Annotated in this window: 13 protein-coding genes; 5 read left to right on the forward strand and 8 right to left on the reverse strand. The window is 34.1% G+C overall.

The window, feature by feature from the left end:
* The 3 genes from AC2D6V_RS11365 (at position 1) to AC2D6V_RS11375 (ending at position 5,142) form a co-directional block, all read left to right on the forward strand.
* Positions 1 to 1,467: a MoxR family ATPase gene (locus AC2D6V_RS11365; RefSeq protein ID WP_484648316.1), complete on the forward strand. Its 1,467-nt coding sequence runs from the start codon at positions 1 to 3 to the stop codon at positions 1,465 to 1,467.
* Between the two features lie 288 nt (positions 1,468 to 1,755).
* A complete protein-coding gene (locus AC2D6V_RS11370) occupies positions 1,756 to 3,843 on the forward strand; it encodes an HAD-IIB family hydrolase (protein WP_484648317.1) in 2,088 nt (695 codons plus the stop codon).
* Positions 3,844 to 3,858: 15 nt separating this feature from the next.
* Positions 3,859 to 5,142, forward strand: a complete 1,284-nt coding sequence (locus tag AC2D6V_RS11375) for a glycosyltransferase (RefSeq protein ID WP_484648318.1) — start codon at positions 3,859 to 3,861, stop codon at positions 5,140 to 5,142.
* Between the two features lie 85 nt (positions 5,143 to 5,227).
* On the opposite strand, the gene AC2D6V_RS11380 is transcribed toward AC2D6V_RS11375, so the two are convergent.
* Together AC2D6V_RS11380 and AC2D6V_RS11385 are read right to left on the reverse strand one after the other, a co-directional pair.
* Positions 5,228 to 5,803 (reverse strand): YdeI/OmpD-associated family protein, encoded by a 576-nt coding sequence (locus AC2D6V_RS11380; RefSeq protein ID WP_484648319.1) that lies wholly within the window; start codon positions 5,801 to 5,803, stop codon positions 5,228 to 5,230.
* Between the two features lie 2 nt (positions 5,804 to 5,805).
* Complete coding sequence (locus AC2D6V_RS11385; RefSeq protein WP_484648320.1) at positions 5,806 to 7,452, reverse strand: M1 family metallopeptidase; 1,647 nt, start codon at positions 7,450 to 7,452, stop codon at positions 5,806 to 5,808.
* Between the two features lie 271 nt (positions 7,453 to 7,723).
* On the opposite strand from AC2D6V_RS11385, the gene AC2D6V_RS11390 reads away from it, so the two are divergent.
* Complete coding sequence (locus AC2D6V_RS11390; RefSeq protein WP_484648321.1) at positions 7,724 to 9,115, forward strand: S8 family peptidase; 1,392 nt, start codon at positions 7,724 to 7,726, stop codon at positions 9,113 to 9,115.
* 94 nt (positions 9,116 to 9,209) lie between these two features.
* On the opposite strand, the gene AC2D6V_RS11395 is transcribed toward AC2D6V_RS11390, so the two are convergent.
* The 6 genes from AC2D6V_RS11395 to AC2D6V_RS11420 form a co-directional block, all read right to left on the reverse strand.
* The gene (locus AC2D6V_RS11395) at positions 9,210 to 11,012 is read right to left on the reverse strand and encodes an acyl-CoA dehydrogenase family protein (protein ID WP_484648322.1); all 1,803 of its coding nucleotides are present in this window, start codon (positions 11,010 to 11,012) and stop codon (positions 9,210 to 9,212) included.
* Positions 11,013 to 11,023: 11 nt separating this feature from the next.
* Positions 11,024 to 12,214, reverse strand: coding sequence for an acetyl-CoA C-acyltransferase (locus tag AC2D6V_RS11400; protein ID WP_484648323.1), 1,191 nt, complete (start codon positions 12,212 to 12,214; stop codon positions 11,024 to 11,026).
* Between the two features lie 4 nt (positions 12,215 to 12,218).
* Positions 12,219 to 14,627, reverse strand: coding sequence for a 3-hydroxyacyl-CoA dehydrogenase/enoyl-CoA hydratase family protein (locus tag AC2D6V_RS11405; protein WP_484648324.1), 2,409 nt, complete (start codon positions 14,625 to 14,627; stop codon positions 12,219 to 12,221).
* 10 nt (positions 14,628 to 14,637) lie between these two features.
* Positions 14,638 to 15,081 (reverse strand): MarR family winged helix-turn-helix transcriptional regulator, encoded by a 444-nt coding sequence (locus tag AC2D6V_RS11410; protein WP_484648325.1) that lies wholly within the window; start codon positions 15,079 to 15,081, stop codon positions 14,638 to 14,640.
* A gap of 134 nt (positions 15,082 to 15,215) precedes the next feature.
* Positions 15,216 to 15,611, reverse strand: a complete 396-nt coding sequence (locus tag AC2D6V_RS11415; protein WP_484648326.1) for a DUF1761 family protein — start codon at positions 15,609 to 15,611, stop codon at positions 15,216 to 15,218.
* Between the two features lie 133 nt (positions 15,612 to 15,744).
* Positions 15,745 to 17,514: an AMP-dependent synthetase/ligase gene (locus tag AC2D6V_RS11420; RefSeq protein WP_484648327.1), complete on the reverse strand. Its 1,770-nt coding sequence runs from the start codon at positions 17,512 to 17,514 to the stop codon at positions 15,745 to 15,747.
* Positions 17,515 to 17,692: 178 nt separating this feature from the next.
* On the opposite strand from AC2D6V_RS11420, the gene ppdK reads away from it, so the two are divergent.
* A complete protein-coding gene (gene ppdK, locus AC2D6V_RS11425; protein WP_484648328.1) occupies positions 17,693 to 20,422 on the forward strand; it encodes a pyruvate, phosphate dikinase in 2,730 nt (909 codons plus the stop codon).
* The last annotated feature ends 69 nt before the right edge of the window (positions 20,423 to 20,491 follow it).

Below are 20,491 nucleotides of genomic sequence, written 5' to 3' on the forward strand. Positions count from 1 at the left end.
ATGAATATTGAAAAAATAAAAACCTTAGGAGACTTAAAAAGAATTAAATATAATTCTAAGTCAATTAAAGATGAATTGCGTCATAATTTAATTGAAAAACTTAAGAATAATGTAACGACTTTTAAAGGAGTTCATGGATATGAGAACACGGTTATACCAGAGCTAGAACGCGCTATTTTATCAAGACACAATATAAATTTATTAGGTTTAAGAGGGCAGGCAAAAACACGCTTAGCTCGTTTAATGTTGAATTTATTAGATGAATATATTCCAATTGTCGAAGGTTCCGAAATTAATGACGACCCTTTTAATCCCATATCACGTTTTGCCTTAGAATTAATTAACGAAAAAGGGGATAAGACACCAATTTCATGGCTACACAGAAGTGAGCGTTTTGCTGAAAAATTAGCAACACCAGATGTTACAGTAGCAGATATCATTGGTGATGTAGACCCTATAAAAGCAGCAAATTTGAAGTTGAGTTATGCCGATGACCGTGTCATTCACTACGGTATGATTCCACGTGCAAATCGATGCATTTTTGTTATTAACGAATTACCCGATTTACAAGCTAGAATTCAAGTGGCACTATTCAATATTTTACAAGAAGGGGATATTCAAATAAGAGGTTTTAAGTTGAGGTTGCCATTAGATATTCAATTTTTATTTACTGCAAACCCCGAAGATTACACCAATAGAGGTAGTATAGTAACGCCATTAAAAGATAGAATAGGATCTCAAATTTTAACACATTACCCAACCGATATTGAAACCGCAAGACGTATTACTGAACAAGAGGCCAAAGTTTTAGAATCACAAAAACAAACGGTAATTGTTCCAGATTTAGCAAGAGATTTATTGGAGCAAATTGTTTTTGAAGCTCGTGAACACGATTACATTGATGCTAAAAGTGGTGTGAGTGCACGTTTAAGTATTACAGCATTAGAGAATTTATTAAGTACAGCAGAGCGAAGAGCACTAGTAACCGGTGATAAAGTAACCATGGTTCGTTTGAGTGATTTTGTAGGTGTGATTCCATCAATAACTGGGAAGGTAGAATTGGTTTATGAAGGCGAGCAGGAAGGAGCTGCTATGGTTGCTTACAATTTAATTGGCGAAGCCGTTAAGAGTTTGTTTGTTGAGTTTTTTCCAAAAATTGAGAAGTTACAAAAACAAGATCAAGAGAATCCTTATGATGATATTGTGTCTTGGTTTTTCAATCAAAAAGATGGTTTCGAATTACTAGACGATTTAAGAGATAAAGATTATAAAAGTTTATTGGATGCTATTTCGCCTCTTGATGATTTGTTAGGGAAACATCAACCTAAGCTTGCTAAACAAGATAGTTATTTTGTAAAAGAATTTGTGCTATGGGCATTAGTAGAATTTAAACTACTAAGTAAACACAGATTTACAGAAGGTGTTCAATTTAGAGATCCTTATGGAAGTTTTATAAGTGGTATTTAAAAAAAAGGAAGCAAATTGTTTCCCTTTTTTTATCAGGTAATTAGAATAATCAAAATTATATATTCTAAATAATACAAAAATCTGATAAAATTATATTTTTATGACATTGTTAAATACCAAAAAAAGCAAGGGAATATTTTATGATTTCTTATTCTAATAGTCTCTGTTTAACACATTATAAATTCATTAAGAATAGTGCTTCAGTTTTTGGATATTAAAGCTAAAACCTTTAATTTTTAAGAAATTTAGTTATTCATTCTGATGAAAAACTAAAAATTATAATGGTTTATGAGAAAAACAGAGGATGGTATTCTACCAGATATAAAATTTCTTTCTTTCGATATTGATAACACCCTAATAGATTTTAATACACATAAAAGTAACTTTCCGAAAACATGGAAGACTTACAAACCTAAAAACGACACTTTGCTCGCCTATAATACGGGGCGTTTAATAGACGATGTTCTTAATTTAATAAATAAAGGAGTTTTACCAGAACCCGATTATATTATTTCGGGTGTTGGAACTCATATTTATGATTACAATAAAAAGCAAGTTGTTAAGGAGTTTAATCAGGTGTTAGACGAGGGCTGGGATTTGGCAGCCGTTGAAGAAATCATTCAAGGTATAAATCATCCTATTAGTAAACAACCCGCAAGATTTCAACATTCATATAAAAGAAGTTACTATTTTCAAGATGCCAGTGAGGAGTTAATAAATGATGTTGAGCAGGTATTTGCTGTTTCAGAGATGTTCATTAATGTCGTGTATTCTGGAAATAAATTTTTAGACATTCTTCCAAAATGGGCAAATAAGGGAAATGCATTAATATGGTTATTAAAAAAAATAGATTTAAAATCAAGTAATGTTTTGGTAGCTGGTGATAGTGGTAATGATACTGCTATGTTTAATGTTAAAGGCGTTAAAGGTATTGTTGTTGCCAACGCATATGAAGAGCTTTACAAGTTTACGAAGCATAGAGAAGTTTATCATTCTGAAAGTGAAAATGGAGATGGTATTATTGAAGGACTTATATATTATGGAATATTACCTGAAGAAGCTAAAATCATCAATGAAGATAATCATACAGACGATTATATTATTCAGCAAGAATTAAATATTATAGCCGAAGAAGATGATAATGAAAAATTAAAACTAATTCGTGAAGGTTATGATAAAGCTATTATAGCGCTTAAAAAAAATATTACGCCATTAGGTTTTTCGGCTTGTTCAATAAAGGATAATGTAACGAATGGTACTGATGAAAATTATCATAGTGTTTGGGCTAGAGATGGAGCTATAACTGTTATAGGCTCTTTGTCTCTAATTCATGATGACGAAATTCACCAATGTCAGCGACAAACATTAATTACACTATTTGAGCATATTTCTCGTAACGGACAAATTCCATCTAACGTAAGAATTAAGGATAATGTTGCAGACTATTCTGGTGTAGGTGGTATTTGTTCTATAGACAGTGGTATTTGGGTCGTTATTGCTTTTTATGAATATGTTAAAGTTACAAATGATATTAGTTTTTTACGGAAATATATCTCCGATATTAAAGAAACCATGCGATGGTTAGGTGCTCACGATAGTAATAATGATGCCTTATTAGAAATACCTGAAGCTGGGGACTGGACGGATTTGTTTGGAGGTAGCTACAACATATTATATGATGAAATTCTTTGGTATCGATCTAATGTTTGTTTTGGTAGAATGTTAGAAATGTTAGGCAATTATGATGAAGCAGGAGAATATATTAGATGGTCACAAGTAATTAAAAAGGAAATATTACAAAATTTTTGGCCATCAACGCAACAAAAATTATTTCAATCAGTCTCATTTGCAGAACGTCAGTTTACACTTGGTGACACACCTTATTTAATTCAGCAAACAACACCATTTGATTTTAGTTGGCGTTGTGATGTTTTTGGAAATGTGTTGGCCTTTTTACATGGTACTATTGATGCAGAAAAAGCCCATCAAACTTTTAAGTTTATGTTAGGGGTTGGGGTTAATGATCCCTTCCCTGTTTCTAATGTGTATCCAGTTGTAACGCCGGGAGATCCAGATTGGAAACCGTATTATACCGTTAATTTATTGAATTTACCCAACCACTATCACAATGGTGGTATATGGCCTTTTGTAGGTGGGTTTTGGGTTAAATATATTACGAAACTTGGGTTTAGAGATTTGGCTATATCAGAGCTTCATAAACTAGCCTTAATTAATAAAGAAGGATTAACCGAAGAGTGGGAATTCAACGAATGGGCGCATGGAATTACAGGAAAAGCAATGGGTAAAGCATATCAAGCATGGTCTGCTGCACAATATATTTCTGCTTGTCATGACTTAAAAATAATTAGAAAATAGATAAAACTTAAAACTATGAAGTCAATATTAATGATCTCTTTACACGGATACGTAGGTGCAAATGCAGAATTAGGGAAACCAGATACTGGTGGTCAAGTAGTTTATGTTTTAGAACTAGCTGAGCGTTTTAGCAGACTTGGTAAACGAGTAGATTTAGTAACGCGTCAATTTGAAGATCAACCAGAATATGATCATGTGGATGAAAATTATAGCGTATGGCGAATTCCTTTTGGAGGTAAAAAGTTTATTAGAAAAGAGGATATGCACGATTATTTGAAAAAGTTTGTTACCAACTGTTTGGCAGCAATAAAAAAAGGTAATAAAAAATACGATATAGTTTATTCTCATTATTGGGATGCTGGTTGGGCAGGACAAAAAATTGCGGAAGAATTAGGTATATCTCATGTTCATACACCGCATTCGGTAGGTTGGTGGAAACAACATAGCATGGGAAGCGATATGAATGAAAAGGATATGGAAAAGGAATACCGTTTTAAAGAACGCATTCAAAAAGAATACTTTGTTTATCAAATGTGTAACTATATTATTGCAACTACTTTACCTCAAGTAGATTTGCTTACTAAACAATATGATGTTTTGCCTAAAAATTGTGGTATGATTCCACCTGGAATTAATGAAAACCGCTTCTTTCCAGTTCCCTCCAAAGAAAATGATAAAATCAGATCGAAGTATGATATTCATCCAACCGATATTTTAACACTAGGTAGAATGGCTCATAATAAAGGATATGATCTTTTAATAAAGGCTTTACCGACTGTTTTCGAGCTTTGTCCTGAAGCACGTTTAGTCGCTGCCATTGGTAGTGATCAATCTGATCAAGATGATGAGGGAGTTGCCAAACTTAAAAAACTGGCTACGGAACTTGGTGTGATTGATAAAATAAAATGGAAAAATTATATTGCAGATGAAGATTTGGCAAATGTTTATAGAGCAGCTAATATTTTTGCAATGCCCTCAAGATATGAGCCTTTTGGTATGGTTTCCATTGAAGCTATGGCTTGTGGAACTCCAAGCGTTATAACTGTGCACGGGGGCTTATGTGATTTAATAGATTTTGGTAATCAGGCTTTATTTGCAGATCCACATAGACCAGTTGAGTTTGGAGCAATGATGTCTATGCCGCTCCTATATCCAAAAATGCGTAATGAATTATCGGTTGAAGGAGCACGTTTTGCACGCCGTAATTTTGGATGGACAGGAATTGCGAAACGTATGATTCAAGTATTTAATAATTCTATCAATCAGCGATCTATGGAATTAAATATTTTTACTACTTAATTAATTTTTATCAATTTATGAGATTAATTTAATTTTCATTAGTTATTATATATTATGGTGAATAAGACTTAAACTATTAAAAGTATTACCAGTTATCACGGCTTTTAATTTTATTCGCGCATAATTCAATAATTTGAGCTATGCGTTTATTTCTTGTTTCTTCCCTTTTTGCGCTATGTAACCAAGACAGGTAATTTTTCCTATAGCCCTTTGCGAAATTTTGATAATTTTCAAAAGCTATACTGTTTTGGTTAAAAGCAATTTTTAAATCGTCCGGGATAATACCATTCTCAACATCATCCATAGCAGACCAAGTACCTGTTTCTTTAGCAATATCAATTAAGTTAAAACCAGATACATGAATTAACCCTTTAATGGTGAGTTCTTCAACATATTTTTTATTTAAAGCGCTCCAAGTGCTTTTTGGGTTTCTAGGGCAGAAATATTGTCTTCTTTTACCATTCCCTAAACTCTTAACTGTAGAATCTATCCAACCAAAGCAAATGGCGACTTTAACCGCTTCTTCCCAGCGCATGGTTGCAACATTAAGCTCGAGTTTGTAAAAAATGAGATAAACACCTTTACTTTGATTATGGTTGTTTAACAACCACTCATACCAGTCAGTATGTCGTTCAAAAAATAATTCTGCTAACTGATTCAAATTTATATATTTTTCGATTTCACGTAAAAATCACGGTCAATTTCAAAAGAATTAATTTTTGACTCAAAATCTAATATTTCCCATTCAGCCTTTGGGAATAACCATTGTAGTTTGCTATTTATGGAAACCTGAATTGGCATATCAAATTTTTCAACAATGTTAGTCCAACGATACTTTAGTTGTTTTTTTTCAACAGAATATTCTAGTGTTGGTATTTTAATGGTTCTCAAGTACTGATTAAAAAATTCGGTTAAATCATAACCAGTTTCTCTGCTCAAAAAGTTTTCAATTTGCTGAGTAGTTACTGTTTGATGATAAAATTCGACATTCATTTTACGCAGTATTTTTCGCCATTTCTCATCATCCTCAATAAGTTGCCTTAAGGTGTGGAGCATATTAGCTCCTTTATAATACATGTCTGCAGAACCTTCTTTATTCACATTATAATGACCAATTAAAGGTTTGTCGTTTTGAATAAGCTTTCTAGTTCCAATGACATAATCTGCTGAAGCTTCCTTTCCATAATAATAATCTAAAAATAGATTTTCAGAATAGGCTGTAAACCCTTCATGAATCCACAGATCGGCGACATCTTTGCTCGTAATATTATTGGCAAACCATTCATGTCCTGCTTCATGGATAATAATAAAATCGAATTTAAGACCCCATCCAGTACCAGATAAATCACTACCTAAGTAGCCTTTTTTATATTGATTCCCATACGTTACAGAACTTTGATGTTCCATGCCTAAATATGGTACTTCAACCAGTTTAAAACTATCTGCGTAAAACGGATATTGGCCAAACCAATGCTCGAAAGCCTTCATCATTTTTGGAGCATCTTTAAAATGCTCTTTTGCCTTTTCTAGATTATCTTTAAGGACATAATAGTTCATATCTAGGTTTCCTGCCATGCCATCATAAACTTCGGAAAAGTTCACATAATCACCTATATTTATATTCACACCATAATTATTTATAGGGTTGCTTACAAACCAACTATACGTTTTTGTATGGCCAATCTGTTCAACTCGTCTTAGCCGACCATTTGATACATTAATTACATTTTTAGGAACATTCACACTAATGAGCATACTATCTACTTCGTCGTACATATGATCTTTGCAAGGCCACCAAACACTAGCTCCCAAACCTTGGCATGCGGAAGCTATAAAATGATTCCCATTAGTATCTTTTTTCCATGAAATACCACCATCCCAAGGGGCTCTTACTGCTTCTCTAGGATGTCCTTGATAAAAGATATCTAAGCTATTAATACTGTCAATTTTCTGTTCTTCTATTAAAGCAATGAAATGTGCATTACCTTCATGTTTTATTTTTAGTTCTTTGCCATTCTGGGTAGCTTTGGTTATTGTCATTGGGGCTTGTAAATCAATTTGCATAACATTTTGATTGTCGAGAACTTTGTATTGAACCGTGTTTTTACCTGAAATAAACTTATTATCTGGATCTACTTTAATATCTAGATGATAATAAGTTAAATCCCACCATGCACGCTCTGGAGTTATACTGCCTCTTAAGGTGTCTTGCTTTGTAAATATAGCTTTGTCTTGCAACAATTGAGCTTGAACAATACTTGATGTGGCAAGTAAAAGAAATACTAAAACTAATTGTATAAAGTTTGTCATGTTATGATTTTATTCAAAATTAAAAAAAGAATTCTTAAGTATTTGTTAATCTTCATGTATAATTAATGGTCTTAATTTTAATGTCTTGGTTGAAATTTAAACTATTAATCTATTATTTAATACACATCGTCTATTTCTTCGAATATTTTATTAACTGTATAACATTAATTGTATTCTTTATTGTTAAATTACTACACACTTCCCAAAAGTCTATCATTAAACCTAGTTTCTTGTGTTATTTAATTATTGACTAACTCAAAAAATTTAATTTATGAAATTTTTAAAAAGTATTGTGCTTGGCTCATTAGTAATGTTATTTTTTTCTTGTGACAATGAAGTTTTTGAAATTGATGACTCATCCAGCGAATTGAATACCACCCTTCAAGAAAAAAGTAGTAAGCCAAAAGGCACTTCTAATAGCTCTTTTATGGTGTTATCTAAAACAGAAACACTTCCAAATGATTTTGTTACATCAGTATCCAAATATGGAAATGTAATAAGATCGATTCCAGAGATTGGAGTAGTGGTTATGAAGTCTAAGGACCCTAATTTTGAAAGTAATATCTCGAGAATTGCCGCCGTGCGTTCTATAGTTCCAGATTTATCTGTAAAATGGATAAAACCTTTAGATGTTACCGAGCTATCTAATCCTGGGGAAGGTGAATTTTTCTATGATCTTGGATTTTTATGGGGATTGGATGATATTGATGCACCAGAAGCGTGGGAAGCTGGATATACTGGTGAAGGAGTGAGAATTGCAATTTTGGATGAGGGTATTAATAGAGACCATCCCGACTTAAGTCCAAATTTAAATTCAGAACTTTCTATGTCTTTTGTGGCTGAAGAAGAATGGTATACTAGAGATAACGGTGGTGAAACATTTTTTAATCATGGTTCACATGTTGCTGGTATAGCAGCCGGAGCCGATAGTGATTATGGAATTATAGGTGTTGCACCAAATGCAGAAATTATGGCAATTAAAGTGCTATCTGAATATACAGGATCGGGCCCTTTTAGTGGAGTAAATGCTGGAATTGTTTATGCTGCTAATCACGGAGCTGATGTAATCAATATGAGTTTAGGTACTACTATAAATAAAGATGGTAAGTTTTACGATGATGAAGGAAATTTTGATTTTAAAATACCATCTAAATTTATTCAAGAGTTCGTTATGGCGCAACAAAGAGCTGTAAATTATGCCTACAAAAAAGGAGTTACTATAATAACCTCTGCTGGTAACAATGCTATGAATGCAGATGGAAACGGGTCTACAATAGTTTTGCCTGCAGATTTAAATAATCTTATATCAGTTAGTGCTACTGGTCCAGAAAATACTTTAGCTTATTATTCTAATTATGGAAGATCGTTGATAGATTTAGCCGCTCCAGGTGGTGACTTCTTTTACTCCGGCTCAGTAAGTAGTATGATATTAAGTGCAGGCGGAGGAGCTCAGAATTCTTTTTATTATTCTCAAGGAACAAGTATGTCTGCACCTCATGTAGCTGGTGTAGCAGCATTAATAATTGGTAAAAATGGAGGCGAAATGCACCCACATGATGTAGAAAAGCAATTAATGATGAGTGCATATAACATTGATACTAATGGAAGTAGTGCTTTATATGGTAAAGGAGTTATAAATGCTTATAGAGCAGTAAGTGAATAAAATTTAGTATATAAATAATTATATAAAAAAAGCTCCTAAGAAATTAGGAGCTTTTTTACATTTGAATTAGTCATTCTAAAATTTTGAGTTTTACTCAAAAACAATATTTATTTTCTTTAATTACTCTTTCTGCTATTATGTGTCTTAGTTCTATAATATTTGGCATGTTGACATATTTAATGTAACGCTTTAAACCCATAAGCATCATACGTTGTTCATCGCCGGTAGAAAATGAAATAATGGAATGTTTACCAGCTGTTTCAATAACATCTATGGCATGGAATAAATTAAGTTTAGCCATCGCAACTTGCTCCTTTACATTGTCTTCGCCTTCTTTTTTAGCCATTTTTTCTGCACGTAAAATTGCAGATTCAGCTAAGTAAATCTGAATCAATATATCTGAAGCTGCTAGCATGAGTTGTTGCTGCTCATCTATTTTCTCTCCATACTTTTGTAATGTTGCTCCAGCCACCATTAAGAATAATTTCTTAAGATTTTTGATTATGTTTTTTTCTTCAGAAAATAATTCTGAATAATCTGGAACTTCAAAAGATGGAATCCCCATTAATTCGTCTTTTACGGCCATTGCAGGTTCTAAAACATCTACATGACCTTTCATAGCTTTTTTAATCAGCATGCCAATACTTAGCATTCTATTAATTTCATTGGTGCCTTCATAAATTCTAGAAATACGAGCATCTCTCCAAGCAGATTCTATTGGAGTTTCTTCAGAAAAGCCCATGCCTCCAAATATTTGAATTCCTTCATCTGTACAGTTTTGAACAAATTCTGAAACCGCAACTTTAAGAATAGAACATTCTATAGCATATTCTTCAACACCTTTTAATTCTGCTTCTTGATGTGTGTCTTTTCCATTATTTCTTCTTAGTTCTATGCGGTCTTCAATATTTTTTGAAGCTCTGTAAGTAGCCGCTTCACCAACCCAACAATTGGTTGCCATTTCAGCTATTTTCTGTCGAATAGCTCCAAAACTAGATATTGGCGTTTTAAATTGAATACGTTCGTTAGCATATTTAACAGATTCTGTTATGGTACGTCGTTGTGCATCTAAACAAGCTGCAGCTAATTTTATTCTTCCAACGTTAAGCGCATTCATGGCGATTTTAAAGCCATTACCTCTCGTAGACAGCATATTTTCAATTGGCACAACCGTTTCATTAAAAAAGACTTGGCGGGTAGATGACGCACGAATGCCGAGTTTATGCTCTTCCTCACCCATAGTAATACCATTTGGGTTTTCGGAATCGTATTCCACAATAAATCCAGTGATATTTTTATCATCTTCAATACGAGCAAAAACTATCATTACACTACAGAATCCAGCATTAGAAATCCACATTTTCTGACCCGTAATCTTATAGGTTTTACCATCATCAGAAAGGACAGCCTTTGTTTTACCAGAATTTGCATCACTACCAGCACTTGGCTCTGTTAGGCAATAAGATCCAAACCATTCTCCAGAAGCTAATTTTGGAACATATTTTTGTTTTTGTTCTTCATTACCATACAATGTAATTGGCATCGTACCAATACCAGTATGTGCGCCAAAAGCTGTACTGAAAGATCCTGTAGCACCAGAGATATAGTCGCATACTAAACAGGTATCTACAAAGCCCATACCCATGCCACCATATTCTTCAGGAACTGACACACTTAAAAATCCAAGTTCTCCAGCTTGTCGCATGCAAGATTCGGTAAGTGCATAATCTTTTTGCTCGAATTGTGCTTTTTTGGACCAAATTTCTCTATCAACAAATTCGGTAACAGCTTCTTTCATCATTTGCTGGTCTTCATTGAAGTCTTCTGGAATGAATATGTCTTCACAACTAGTTTCTTTGACTAAGAACTGACCACCTCTTAATATATCTTTTTTCATGTTATTTTTTCTTAATTTAAAAATTCAAAAATTCCGCATGCGCCTTGACCAGTACCAACACACATAGTGACTGCGCCATACTTTCCTTTCATATCTCGTTTGCGCATTTCATCAAATAATTGCACTGAAAGTTTAGCACCAGTACAACCTAATGGATGACCTAACGCAATAGCACCACCATTAACATTTATGATGTCAGGGTTTAAGTCTAACTCTCTAATCACTGCAATGGATTGCGATGCGAATGCTTCGTTAAGTTCAATTAATTCTAATTCATCTTGTTTTAAACCTGCTAATTTTAACGCTTTTGGAATGGCTTTAACAGGACCAATTCCCATAATGCGAGGTTCAACACCCGCAGCAGCATAATTTACAAGTCGTGCTATAGGTTTTAGGTTTAATTCTTTAACCATATCTTCACTCATTACCATAACGAATGCTGCACCATCACTCATTTGCGATGAATTTCCAGCAGTAACACTGCCGCCTTGAGCAAAAACTGGACGTAATCTTGCTAGTGCTTCTATATTGGTTCCTTTTCTAGGACCTTCATCTTTAGTGACTGTATAATTCTTGGATGCTTTTTTGCCACTTCCATCTACATATATTTGTTCAACGTCTATAGGAACAATCTGATCTTGAAAACGATTTTCTGATTGCGCTTTCAAGGCCTTCATATGAGAATTATATGCAAATTCATCTTGGTCTTCTCTTGATACTTTAAATTGATTAGCCACAGCTTCTGCGGTATTACCCATACCCCAATAATAATCTTCATGACCAGCTTTTATAACATCGTAATTCAATTCAGGTTTAAAACCCGTCATTGGAACGGCGCTCATACTTTCGGCACCACCAGCTATAATACAATCTGCCATTCCCGATTGAATTTTAGCCGTAGCAATACCTATGGTTTCAATTCCAGAAGAACAAAATCTATTAACCGTTACTCCGGGTATTTCAACCGAATTTAGTCCCATTAGAGAAATTAAACGCGCCATATTTAAACCTTGAGACCCTTCTGGCATCGCGTTACCAACAATAACATCATCAATACGTGTTTTGTCTAATTGTGGTAATTCTTTCATCATATGCTGAATCGTTTCAGCAGCTAACTCATCGGTTCTTTTAAACCGGAAAACACCTTTGGGAGCTTTACCAACTGCGGTTCTGTATGCTTTTACTATATATGCTTGTTTCATATTCTTAATTTCTCAATGGTTTCCCTGTGGTTAACATATGTTGAATACGCTCTAAGGTTTTACGTTCGGTACATAAACTTAAAAATGCCTCACGTTCTAAGTCCAATAAATATTGTTCTGTAACTAAAGTGGGTTCAGATAAATCACCACCTGCCATTACGTAGGCAAGCTTATTGGCTATTTTATGGTCGTGTGAACTAATATAATTACTGTCCTCCATAGCATCTGTTCCTACTAAAAACATAGCAAGCGCTTGTTTTCCTAATACTTTCACATCAGCTCGTTTTACAGGTTGTGTATAACCAGAATTTGCCATAAGCATAGCATGTGCTTTTGCTGTAGCAATTTGTCTGTCTTTATTAACAACTACAACATCTTTTCCTTTTTGGAGCACGCCCAAATCAAAAGCCTCGTATGCTGATGTAGATACTTTTGCCATACCAATAGTTAAGAAATATTCTTGGAGTACGTTTAATTCAACATCCCCTTTTCTAAAGGTATCGGATGCTCTTAATGCCATTTCTTTAGAGCCAGCACCTCCAGGAATTACGCCTACACCAAATTCAACCAGACCCATATAGGTTTCGGCAGCAGCAACTACTTTATCTGCATGCATTGAAAGTTCGCATGCACCACCTAAAGACATACCGTGAGGCGCTGATACAGTAGGTATAGATGAGTAACGCATACGCATCATAGTATCTTGAAAATATTTAACGGCTGCGTTAAGCTCGTCGTATTCTTGTTCGACTGCCATCATGAAAATCATACCAATATTGGCGCCAACTGAGAAATTAGCGCCTTGGTTACCGATAACTAATCCCTCAAAGTCATTTTCTGCAATATCGATAGCTTTATTTAATCCGGCTAAAACATCACCACCTATGGTATTCATTTTAGATTGGAATTCACAGTTTAATATGCCATCACCTAAATCTTCTATAACTACTCCTGAATTTTTAAATACTTCATTCGATTTTCTAATATTGTCTAATATAATAAAGGCATCCTGTCCAGGTATTTTTTGTTGTGTTTTCGATGGAATATCATAAAAGTAGGTTGCTCCTTCTTTGATGCAATAAAATGAAGTACTTCCAGAGGATAACATCTCATTTACCCATGAACCGACTTCTAAACCTTCAGATTTAATTAACTCCAATCCTTTTTCAAGACCAATAGCATCCCAGATTTGGAAAGGACCATGACCCCATCCAAAACCAGCTTTCATTGCATCATCTATTTTATATAATTCATCTGATATTTCTGGAATTCTATGCGATACATAGGCGAATAAGGAAGCAAATGTTTTTCTATAAAACTCACCCGCTTTATCTTTTCCAGAGATTAGAATTTTAAACCGATCAATAACGTTATCAACTGATTTTGTTAGTTCAAGTGTTGCAAATTTTGCTTTTTTAGATGAGCGATATTCCAGAGAATTTAAATCTAAAGACAGTATTTCTTTTTTCCCTTCAGGAGACACTTGCTTTTTGTAAAAACCTTGGCCAGTTTTACTACCTAGCCATTTATTTTCCACCATAGTATTAATGAAAGCTGGTAACTTAAACAACGCTAGGCGTTCGTCATTTTTGCAATTGTCTGCAATACCATTGGAAACGTGAACAAGTGTATCTAAACCAACTACATCAACCGTTCTAAAAGTAGCCGATTTTGGCCTACCTATAACTGGACCAGTAAGTTTATCAACTTCTTCAATAGTTAATCCCATTTCTTTAACCGCATGAAACAAACTCATAATACTAAAGATTCCTATTCTGTTTCCAATGAAAGCAGGTGTGTCTTTTGCAATTACAGAAGTTTTACCTAAGAATTGTTCGCCATAATTATTTAAAAAACCTAAAACAGATTGATTTGTTTTTGGACCAGGTATAATTTCGAAGAGTTTTAAATAGCGCGCAGGATTGAAAAAGTGTGTACCACAAAAATGTTTTTGAAAATCGTCACTGCGACCTTCGCTCATAAATTTAATAGGAATACCAGACGTATTACTTGTAATTAATGTTCCTGGAGTTCGATGTTTTTCTAGGTTTTCAAAAACTTGCTTTTTTATGTCTAGACGTTCAACCACAACTTCCATAATCCAATCTACATCTGCAACTTTAGCGATATCGTCTTCAAGATTACCCGTGGTTATTCTTTTCGCAAATTTTTGATGGTAAATAGGAGAGGGCTTAGATTTTAATGAAGCCATCAATGCATCATTTACTAATCTATTTCTAACGGCTTTATCTTCTAAAGTTAAGTCTTTGGCTTTTTCTTTTTCATTGAGTTCTCGTGGAACGATGTCTAATAAAAGAACATCTATACCAATATTTGCAAAATGGCAAGCAATGCCACTTCCCATAATTCCAGAACCTATAATAGCTACTTTTTTAATTCTTCGCTTACTCATTTTTAAGCTTTTATTTTTTTTGGTTGTATATTTTTTTGTTTGTAATCATATCATTGATTAACTCTGCTACCTCATAAAAGTTATTTATTTTTTCTTCAGAAATACTATTACGTATGGCTTCATTAAAATTTAGTACTTTATCTCTTGAGTGATCACGTTTTTCACGCCCGAATTCAGTTAAATGTATAAGAACACCTCGGCCATCAGATGGGTTTGGTTTCCTTTCTATAACACCGCGTTCTTCCATTGTTTTTAATATTCTAGAAAGACTTGTTGCTTCCATGCCCATTTTAGGACCCAAAGCTGTGGATGGCGTTCCTTTTTCTGGATCTATACTAAGTAGCGTGAATCCGGTCGCCATGGTGCTTTCAAATTTAGCAGCCTCTTCGTTATACATTTTTTGCACAGCAAGCCACGTTGTTCTAAGAACGTACTCTATTGTTTTATCTTTCATTTGGTTAGGTTGGTGAGTTCAAATATATAAAAAAATACTATGCATGCATAGTATTTTTTTATATATTAATAAAATGTAAGAAGTATAAAAAAACCACCTTATTAATAAGGTGGTTTTAAAAATGTGTATAATAGTTATTCGCCTAATTTGCCATTAACCATACCAATTACAGCACCAATAATAGCTGTCATTACAATAGAAATACCTACATCCATGGCGAACATTTGTCCTGTAGCTCCTGAGTTCATTGCCATATTAAAGAAGTTAAAATATAACCCTACAAATAGACCAATAATGGCTCCTGCCTTAGCGCCTGTAGCTGCTGTGGTTATTTGTGCCCACTTGGTGTAGATATAAGCAACAAATAAACCAAAAGTAATACAGCCTAAAAATATCATAATCATAGTATTAGAACTTTCCTCTGGTTGTGGAAAAAAGTCTTTAAAAAGAATACCATAGAAAAGCCAACCCAATAAGAAGTCAACTATGCCTCCAACAACTCCAGAAACTAGAAAATTTTTTGTTTTCATTTTATTTAAATTATTAGTTAGTGAGTTAAAAGTATTAAAAAAATACGAAATACATAATTAATTATATATAGAAATGATGATATCGCAATATTGTGTAGGATAAATTATCTAAAGTTTAAAACAATTATTTAGTCTAAGGTCGGTAAATTTGTTCTATCAATTCTGAGTATTTCTCTTGAATGATACTTCGTCTCATTTTTAAAGTAGGAGTAAGATGACCACCATCGATAGACCATATTTCTGGAGTTAGCTTGAAAAGTTTTATTTGTTCCCATTTTCCAAACTTGCTATTGCATTTGTCTATTTCTTTTTGGATTCTCGAATGCACTATTTCTGAAGAAGCTATTTCTTTTTGAGAATTACCAATGGAATGATTTTTTTTGTTAATCCATTCTTTTAGATAGTCAAAATTTGGTTGTACTAAGGCAGCTGGCATTTTTTCGCCTTCACCAATTACCATTATTTGTTCTATAAAGCGTGATTGTTTTAGATCATTTTCAAGTAGTGTAGGAACGACATATTTACCGCCAGAAGTTTTAAACATTTCTTTTTTACGTCCTGTAATTTTAAGAAAACCATCTGAATCAATTTCTCCTTTATCACCAGTATGGAAATAATCACCGGTCATAACTTCAGCAGTTTTTTCAGGGTCCTTATAATAACCCATCATAACATTTGGACCTTTACATAGAATTTCACCGTCGTCTGCAATTTTTACTTCTACACCTTCAAGGGCTTTTCCAACATATCCAATTTTCCATGTATTGTCTCTTCTATCGCTTACCGTAACCCCAGGAGATGTTTCTGTAAGCCCATAACATTCCATAATAGGTAATCCTGCGGCTCCAAATATATGTCCTAAACGTGGTTGTAATGCCGCACTACCAGATGCCATAAATACAATATTCCCACCAAGAGCTTCCTGCCATTTGCTAAAAATTAATTTACGTGCAATGCTTAATTTTAATTCATACCACCAGCCATTCTGTTTATAAGGCTCAAACTTTTCACCAAGTTTCACCGCCCAAAAAAACAAACTTTTCTTAATTCCAGATAAATCTTCGGCTTTTGCCATTATTTTATCGTAAACCTTCTCAATTAATCTAGGAACTAATGTAATGACACTTGGTTTTACTTCTTTTAGATTATCACCAATTTTATCTATGCCCTCTGCAAAATGAATAGAAATACTACAGTATTGACAGACATAAAGATATACTCTTTCAAAAATGTGACATATAGGAAGGAAACTGAGTGTTTTGTCCCCAATTTCTAGAGGGAATCTTTTTTCAACTGCAAATACATTTGAAGCAATATTCCAATGAGATAACATAACACCCTTAGGCTTTCCTGTGGTTCCCGATGTGTAAATAATAGTTGCCAAGTCTGATGATTTAACAGCATCTTTTCTAGTATCTAGTTCCTTTTGGTTAGAAGTGTCTTTACCTACTTCAAATAAATCAGAATAGTTAGTACAACCTTCAATAGTATCGAAAGAAAAGACTTCTTTCAATTTTGTTTTCTCTTTTATTTTATTGATTTTACCTAAAACTTCTTCATCTGAAACAAAACAGTAGATAGATTCACTATGGTTTAAAATATACTCATAATCTTCGGCGCAAATGGTTGGATAAATTGGAATGGTCTGTGCGCCGGTTTGTAATACACCAATGTCTACAATGTGCCATTCTGTTCTATTTGTAGAAGAAATAATAGCAATTTTATCATCTTTCTTAACGCCTAATTTTAATAAAGCTCTACTTAAAGCATTTGCTTTATCTAAGTATTCTTGGGTGCTAGTTTTAGCCCAAGTTCCGTTGTATTTTGTAACTAAAGAACCCTCTAAAGGGGCATTTTCCAATTGATAATAGGGGAAATCGAATAATCTTGCTACTTCTACCATAAATAGTTTAGTGAAATCTAGTATTGCAAAGTATGAAATAAAAAAGGAATTTCAAATTAGCTTTCTTGAGTGTCTCATTTTTACTTATGGTAATACTATAAACATGACTTATATCATAAGATACATTTTGTAAAGTCAATAAATTTATGCTGTTATTTTAATGTGAAATTTTAACGATATGGAAATATTAGAAGAGGTAAAACAAAGGGTTTACAAATTTGGAGAAAAAACTGCCGATGGAAACAGTAAAATGAAAAACCTCCTAGGTGGTAAAGGGGCTAATTTAGCAGAAATGAGTTCAATTGGTATTCCTGTACCACCCGGGTTTACTATAACCACAGAGGTGTGTACAGAATATAATCTTTTAGGTCAGGATGCTGTTATTTCGATGATTAGAGAAGAATTGGAGCAATCTATCGCAAATATAGAATCATTAATGGAAACTACTTTTGGTGATAAAGATAATCCTTTATTAGTATCAGTGCGTTCAGGGGCTAGGGTTTCTATGCCAGGAATGATGGATACTGTTCTTAATTTAGGGATGAATGATGAGGTTGTACTAGGGTTGGCAAAAAAAACAAATAACGAAAAGTTTGCTTGGGACTCTTACCGTCGTTTTATTCAAATGTATGGTGGTGTTGTCCTAGGAATGAAACCAGCTTCAAAAGAAGATATAGACCCCTTTGAAGAAATTATGGAAAACCTGAAAGAAAAACGTGGTATTCATTTGGATACAGAGTTTACACTTCAGGACTTGCAAGATTTAGTTTACGATTTTAAAGGTGCGGTTAAAAAAAGGACAGGATTAGATTTTCCAACAGATCCATGGGACCAACTATGGGGAGCAATTATAGCTGTATTTAATAGTTGGAATGGTGATCGAGCAATATACTATAGAAATATGAATGGTTATCCAGCCGACTGGGGAACTGCAGTAAATGTTCAAGCTATGGTTTATGGGAATATGGGAGATAACTCAGGTACAGGTGTTTGTTTTACTCGTGATGCAGGAACAGGAGAAAATGTGTTTAATGGTGAATATTTAATTAATGCACAAGGAGAAGATGTAGTTGCGGGTGTAAGAACACCTCAACAAATTACATTGTTAGGTTCAGAACGTTGGGCGGAATTAGCAAAAGTTGAAGAGGATGATAGAGTTGAAAATTACCCCTCATTAGAAGAATTAATGCCATCTATCTTTACAGAACTAAATACATATCAAGATACTCTAGAGAAGCACTATCGTGATATGCAGGATATGGAATTTACTATTCAAGATGGTCAACTATGGATATTACAGACCAGAAATGGTAAGCGTACTGGTGCAGCCATGGTAAAAATAGCTATGGACTTGCTAAAAGAAGGCATGATTAATGAAAAAGAAACCTTATTGTTGGTTGAAGCCAATAAATTAGATGAATTATTGCATCCAATTTTTGATCCAAATGCTTTAAAAAGAGCTAATGTAATTGCTCAAGGGCTACCAGCATCTCCAGGTGCAGCAACTGGTAAAATTGTGTTTTTTGCAGACGAAGCCAATAAATTTAAGAATAGTATTTTAGTTCGTATTGAAACATCTCCAGAAGATTTAGAAGGTATGAATATTGCTAAAGGTATTCTTACTGCTCGTGGTGGTATGACTTCTCATGCTGCTGTTGTAGCTAGGGGTATGGGAAAATGTTGTATATCTGGCGCAGGCGCTTTAAAAATTAATTATAAGAATAGAACACTTACGGTTGGAGATCATGAATACCAAGAAGGTGATTGGATTTCTTTAAATGGTTCTACAGGTAATATTATAGAAGGTAAAGTAGGAACTAAGGAGCCCGAGTTGAGTGGCGAGTTTGCAGAACTTATGACACTTACAGATAAGTATGGTGTTATGAAGGTGCGAACCAATGCAGACACACCAAAGGATGCCATAGTAGCTCGTAGTTTTGGAGCTCAAGGTATAGGATTAACCAGAACAGAGCATATGTTCTTCGAAGTCGATAGAATTAAGGCAATGCGAGAAATGATTCTGGCAGATACTGTAAAAGGTAGAAAGCAAGCTCTGGAGGAATTATTACCAATGCAACGCATGGATTTTGAAGGTATTTTTGAAGCCATGGAAGGGTTGCCTGTAACCATTCGTTTATTAGATCCACCTTTACACGAATTTGTACCTCACCAACTAGCTACACAAAAAGAGTTAGCCGAAGACATGCATATTTCATTGCAGGCTGTTAAGAATAAAGTAGCAGAATTAGAGGAGTTTAATCCTATGCTCGGACACCGTGGATGTAGATTAGGAAATACCTATCCTGAAATCACCGAAATGCAAACGAGAGCTATTATAGAAGCTGCATTAAATTTGAAGGAGCGAGGTGTTATTTGCAAACCGGAAATTATGGTTCCGTTAATTGGCACTGTCAATGAGTTTAAAGTACAGGAACAAATAATCAGAAATACTGCAGACACTATTTTTAAAGAGAGAGATGATACTATTGAATATTTTGTTGGTACTATGATGGAAATACCAAGAGCAACCTTGATGGCAGATAAAATTGCGGAAATAGCAGATTTCTTCTCATTTGGAACAAACGACTTAACTCAAATGACTTTTGGGTACTCACGAGACGATGCTAGTAAGTTTCTGCCAATCTATATCAAGAAAGGTATTTTAAAAGTTGACCCTTTTGAAGTATTGGATCAAGAAGGTGTTGGACAATTAATTAAAATAGGAACGGAGCGCGGAAGAAGTTCAAAACCAAACTTAAAAGTTGGAATTTGCGGCGAGCATGGAGGTGAACCAAGCTCCGTAGAGTTTTGCTATAATATAGGAATGGATTATGTTAGTTGTTCACCATATCGTGTGCCTATTGCAAGATTGGTTTCAGCACAAGCAGCTATAAAAGCTAAGAAATAAGTTTAAATTTTTAAAATTGAAAAACCCCAAAGTATAAATTTACTTTGGGGTTTTAGTATAGTCTATAAT

This window comes from Algibacter sp. YIN40, assembly GCF_057219435.1.

Bases quoted from the DNA above. Each gene is read 5' to 3' on its own strand.
- AC2D6V_RS11365 (WP_484648316.1), top strand. From the start codon at position 1: ATGAATATTGAAAAAATAAAAACCTTAGGAGACTTAAAAAGAATTAAA.
- AC2D6V_RS11370 (WP_484648317.1), top strand. From the start codon at position 1,756: ATGAGAAAAACAGAGGATGGTATTCTACCAGATATAAAATTTCTTTCT.
- AC2D6V_RS11375 (WP_484648318.1), top strand. From the start codon at position 3,859: ATGAAGTCAATATTAATGATCTCTTTACACGGATACGTAGGTGCAAAT.
- AC2D6V_RS11385 (WP_484648320.1), bottom strand. From the start codon at position 7,452: ATGACAAACTTTATACAATTAGTTTTAGTATTTCTTTTACTTGCCACA.
- AC2D6V_RS11390 (WP_484648321.1), top strand. From the start codon at position 7,724: ATGAAATTTTTAAAAAGTATTGTGCTTGGCTCATTAGTAATGTTATTT.
- AC2D6V_RS11395 (WP_484648322.1), bottom strand. From the start codon at position 11,012: ATGAAAAAAGATATATTAAGAGGTGGTCAGTTCTTAGTCAAAGAAACT.
- AC2D6V_RS11400 (WP_484648323.1), bottom strand. From the start codon at position 12,214: ATGAAACAAGCATATATAGTAAAAGCATACAGAACCGCAGTTGGTAAA.
- AC2D6V_RS11405 (WP_484648324.1), bottom strand. From the start codon at position 14,627: ATGAGTAAGCGAAGAATTAAAAAAGTAGCTATTATAGGTTCTGGAATT.
- AC2D6V_RS11410 (WP_484648325.1), bottom strand. From the start codon at position 15,081: ATGAAAGATAAAACAATAGAGTACGTTCTTAGAACAACGTGGCTTGCT.
- AC2D6V_RS11415 (WP_484648326.1), bottom strand. From the start codon at position 15,611: ATGAAAACAAAAAATTTTCTAGTTTCTGGAGTTGTTGGAGGCATAGTT.
- AC2D6V_RS11420 (WP_484648327.1), bottom strand. From the start codon at position 17,514: ATGGTAGAAGTAGCAAGATTATTCGATTTCCCCTATTATCAATTGGAA.
- ppdK (WP_484648328.1), top strand. From the start codon at position 17,693: ATGGAAATATTAGAAGAGGTAAAACAAAGGGTTTACAAATTTGGAGAA.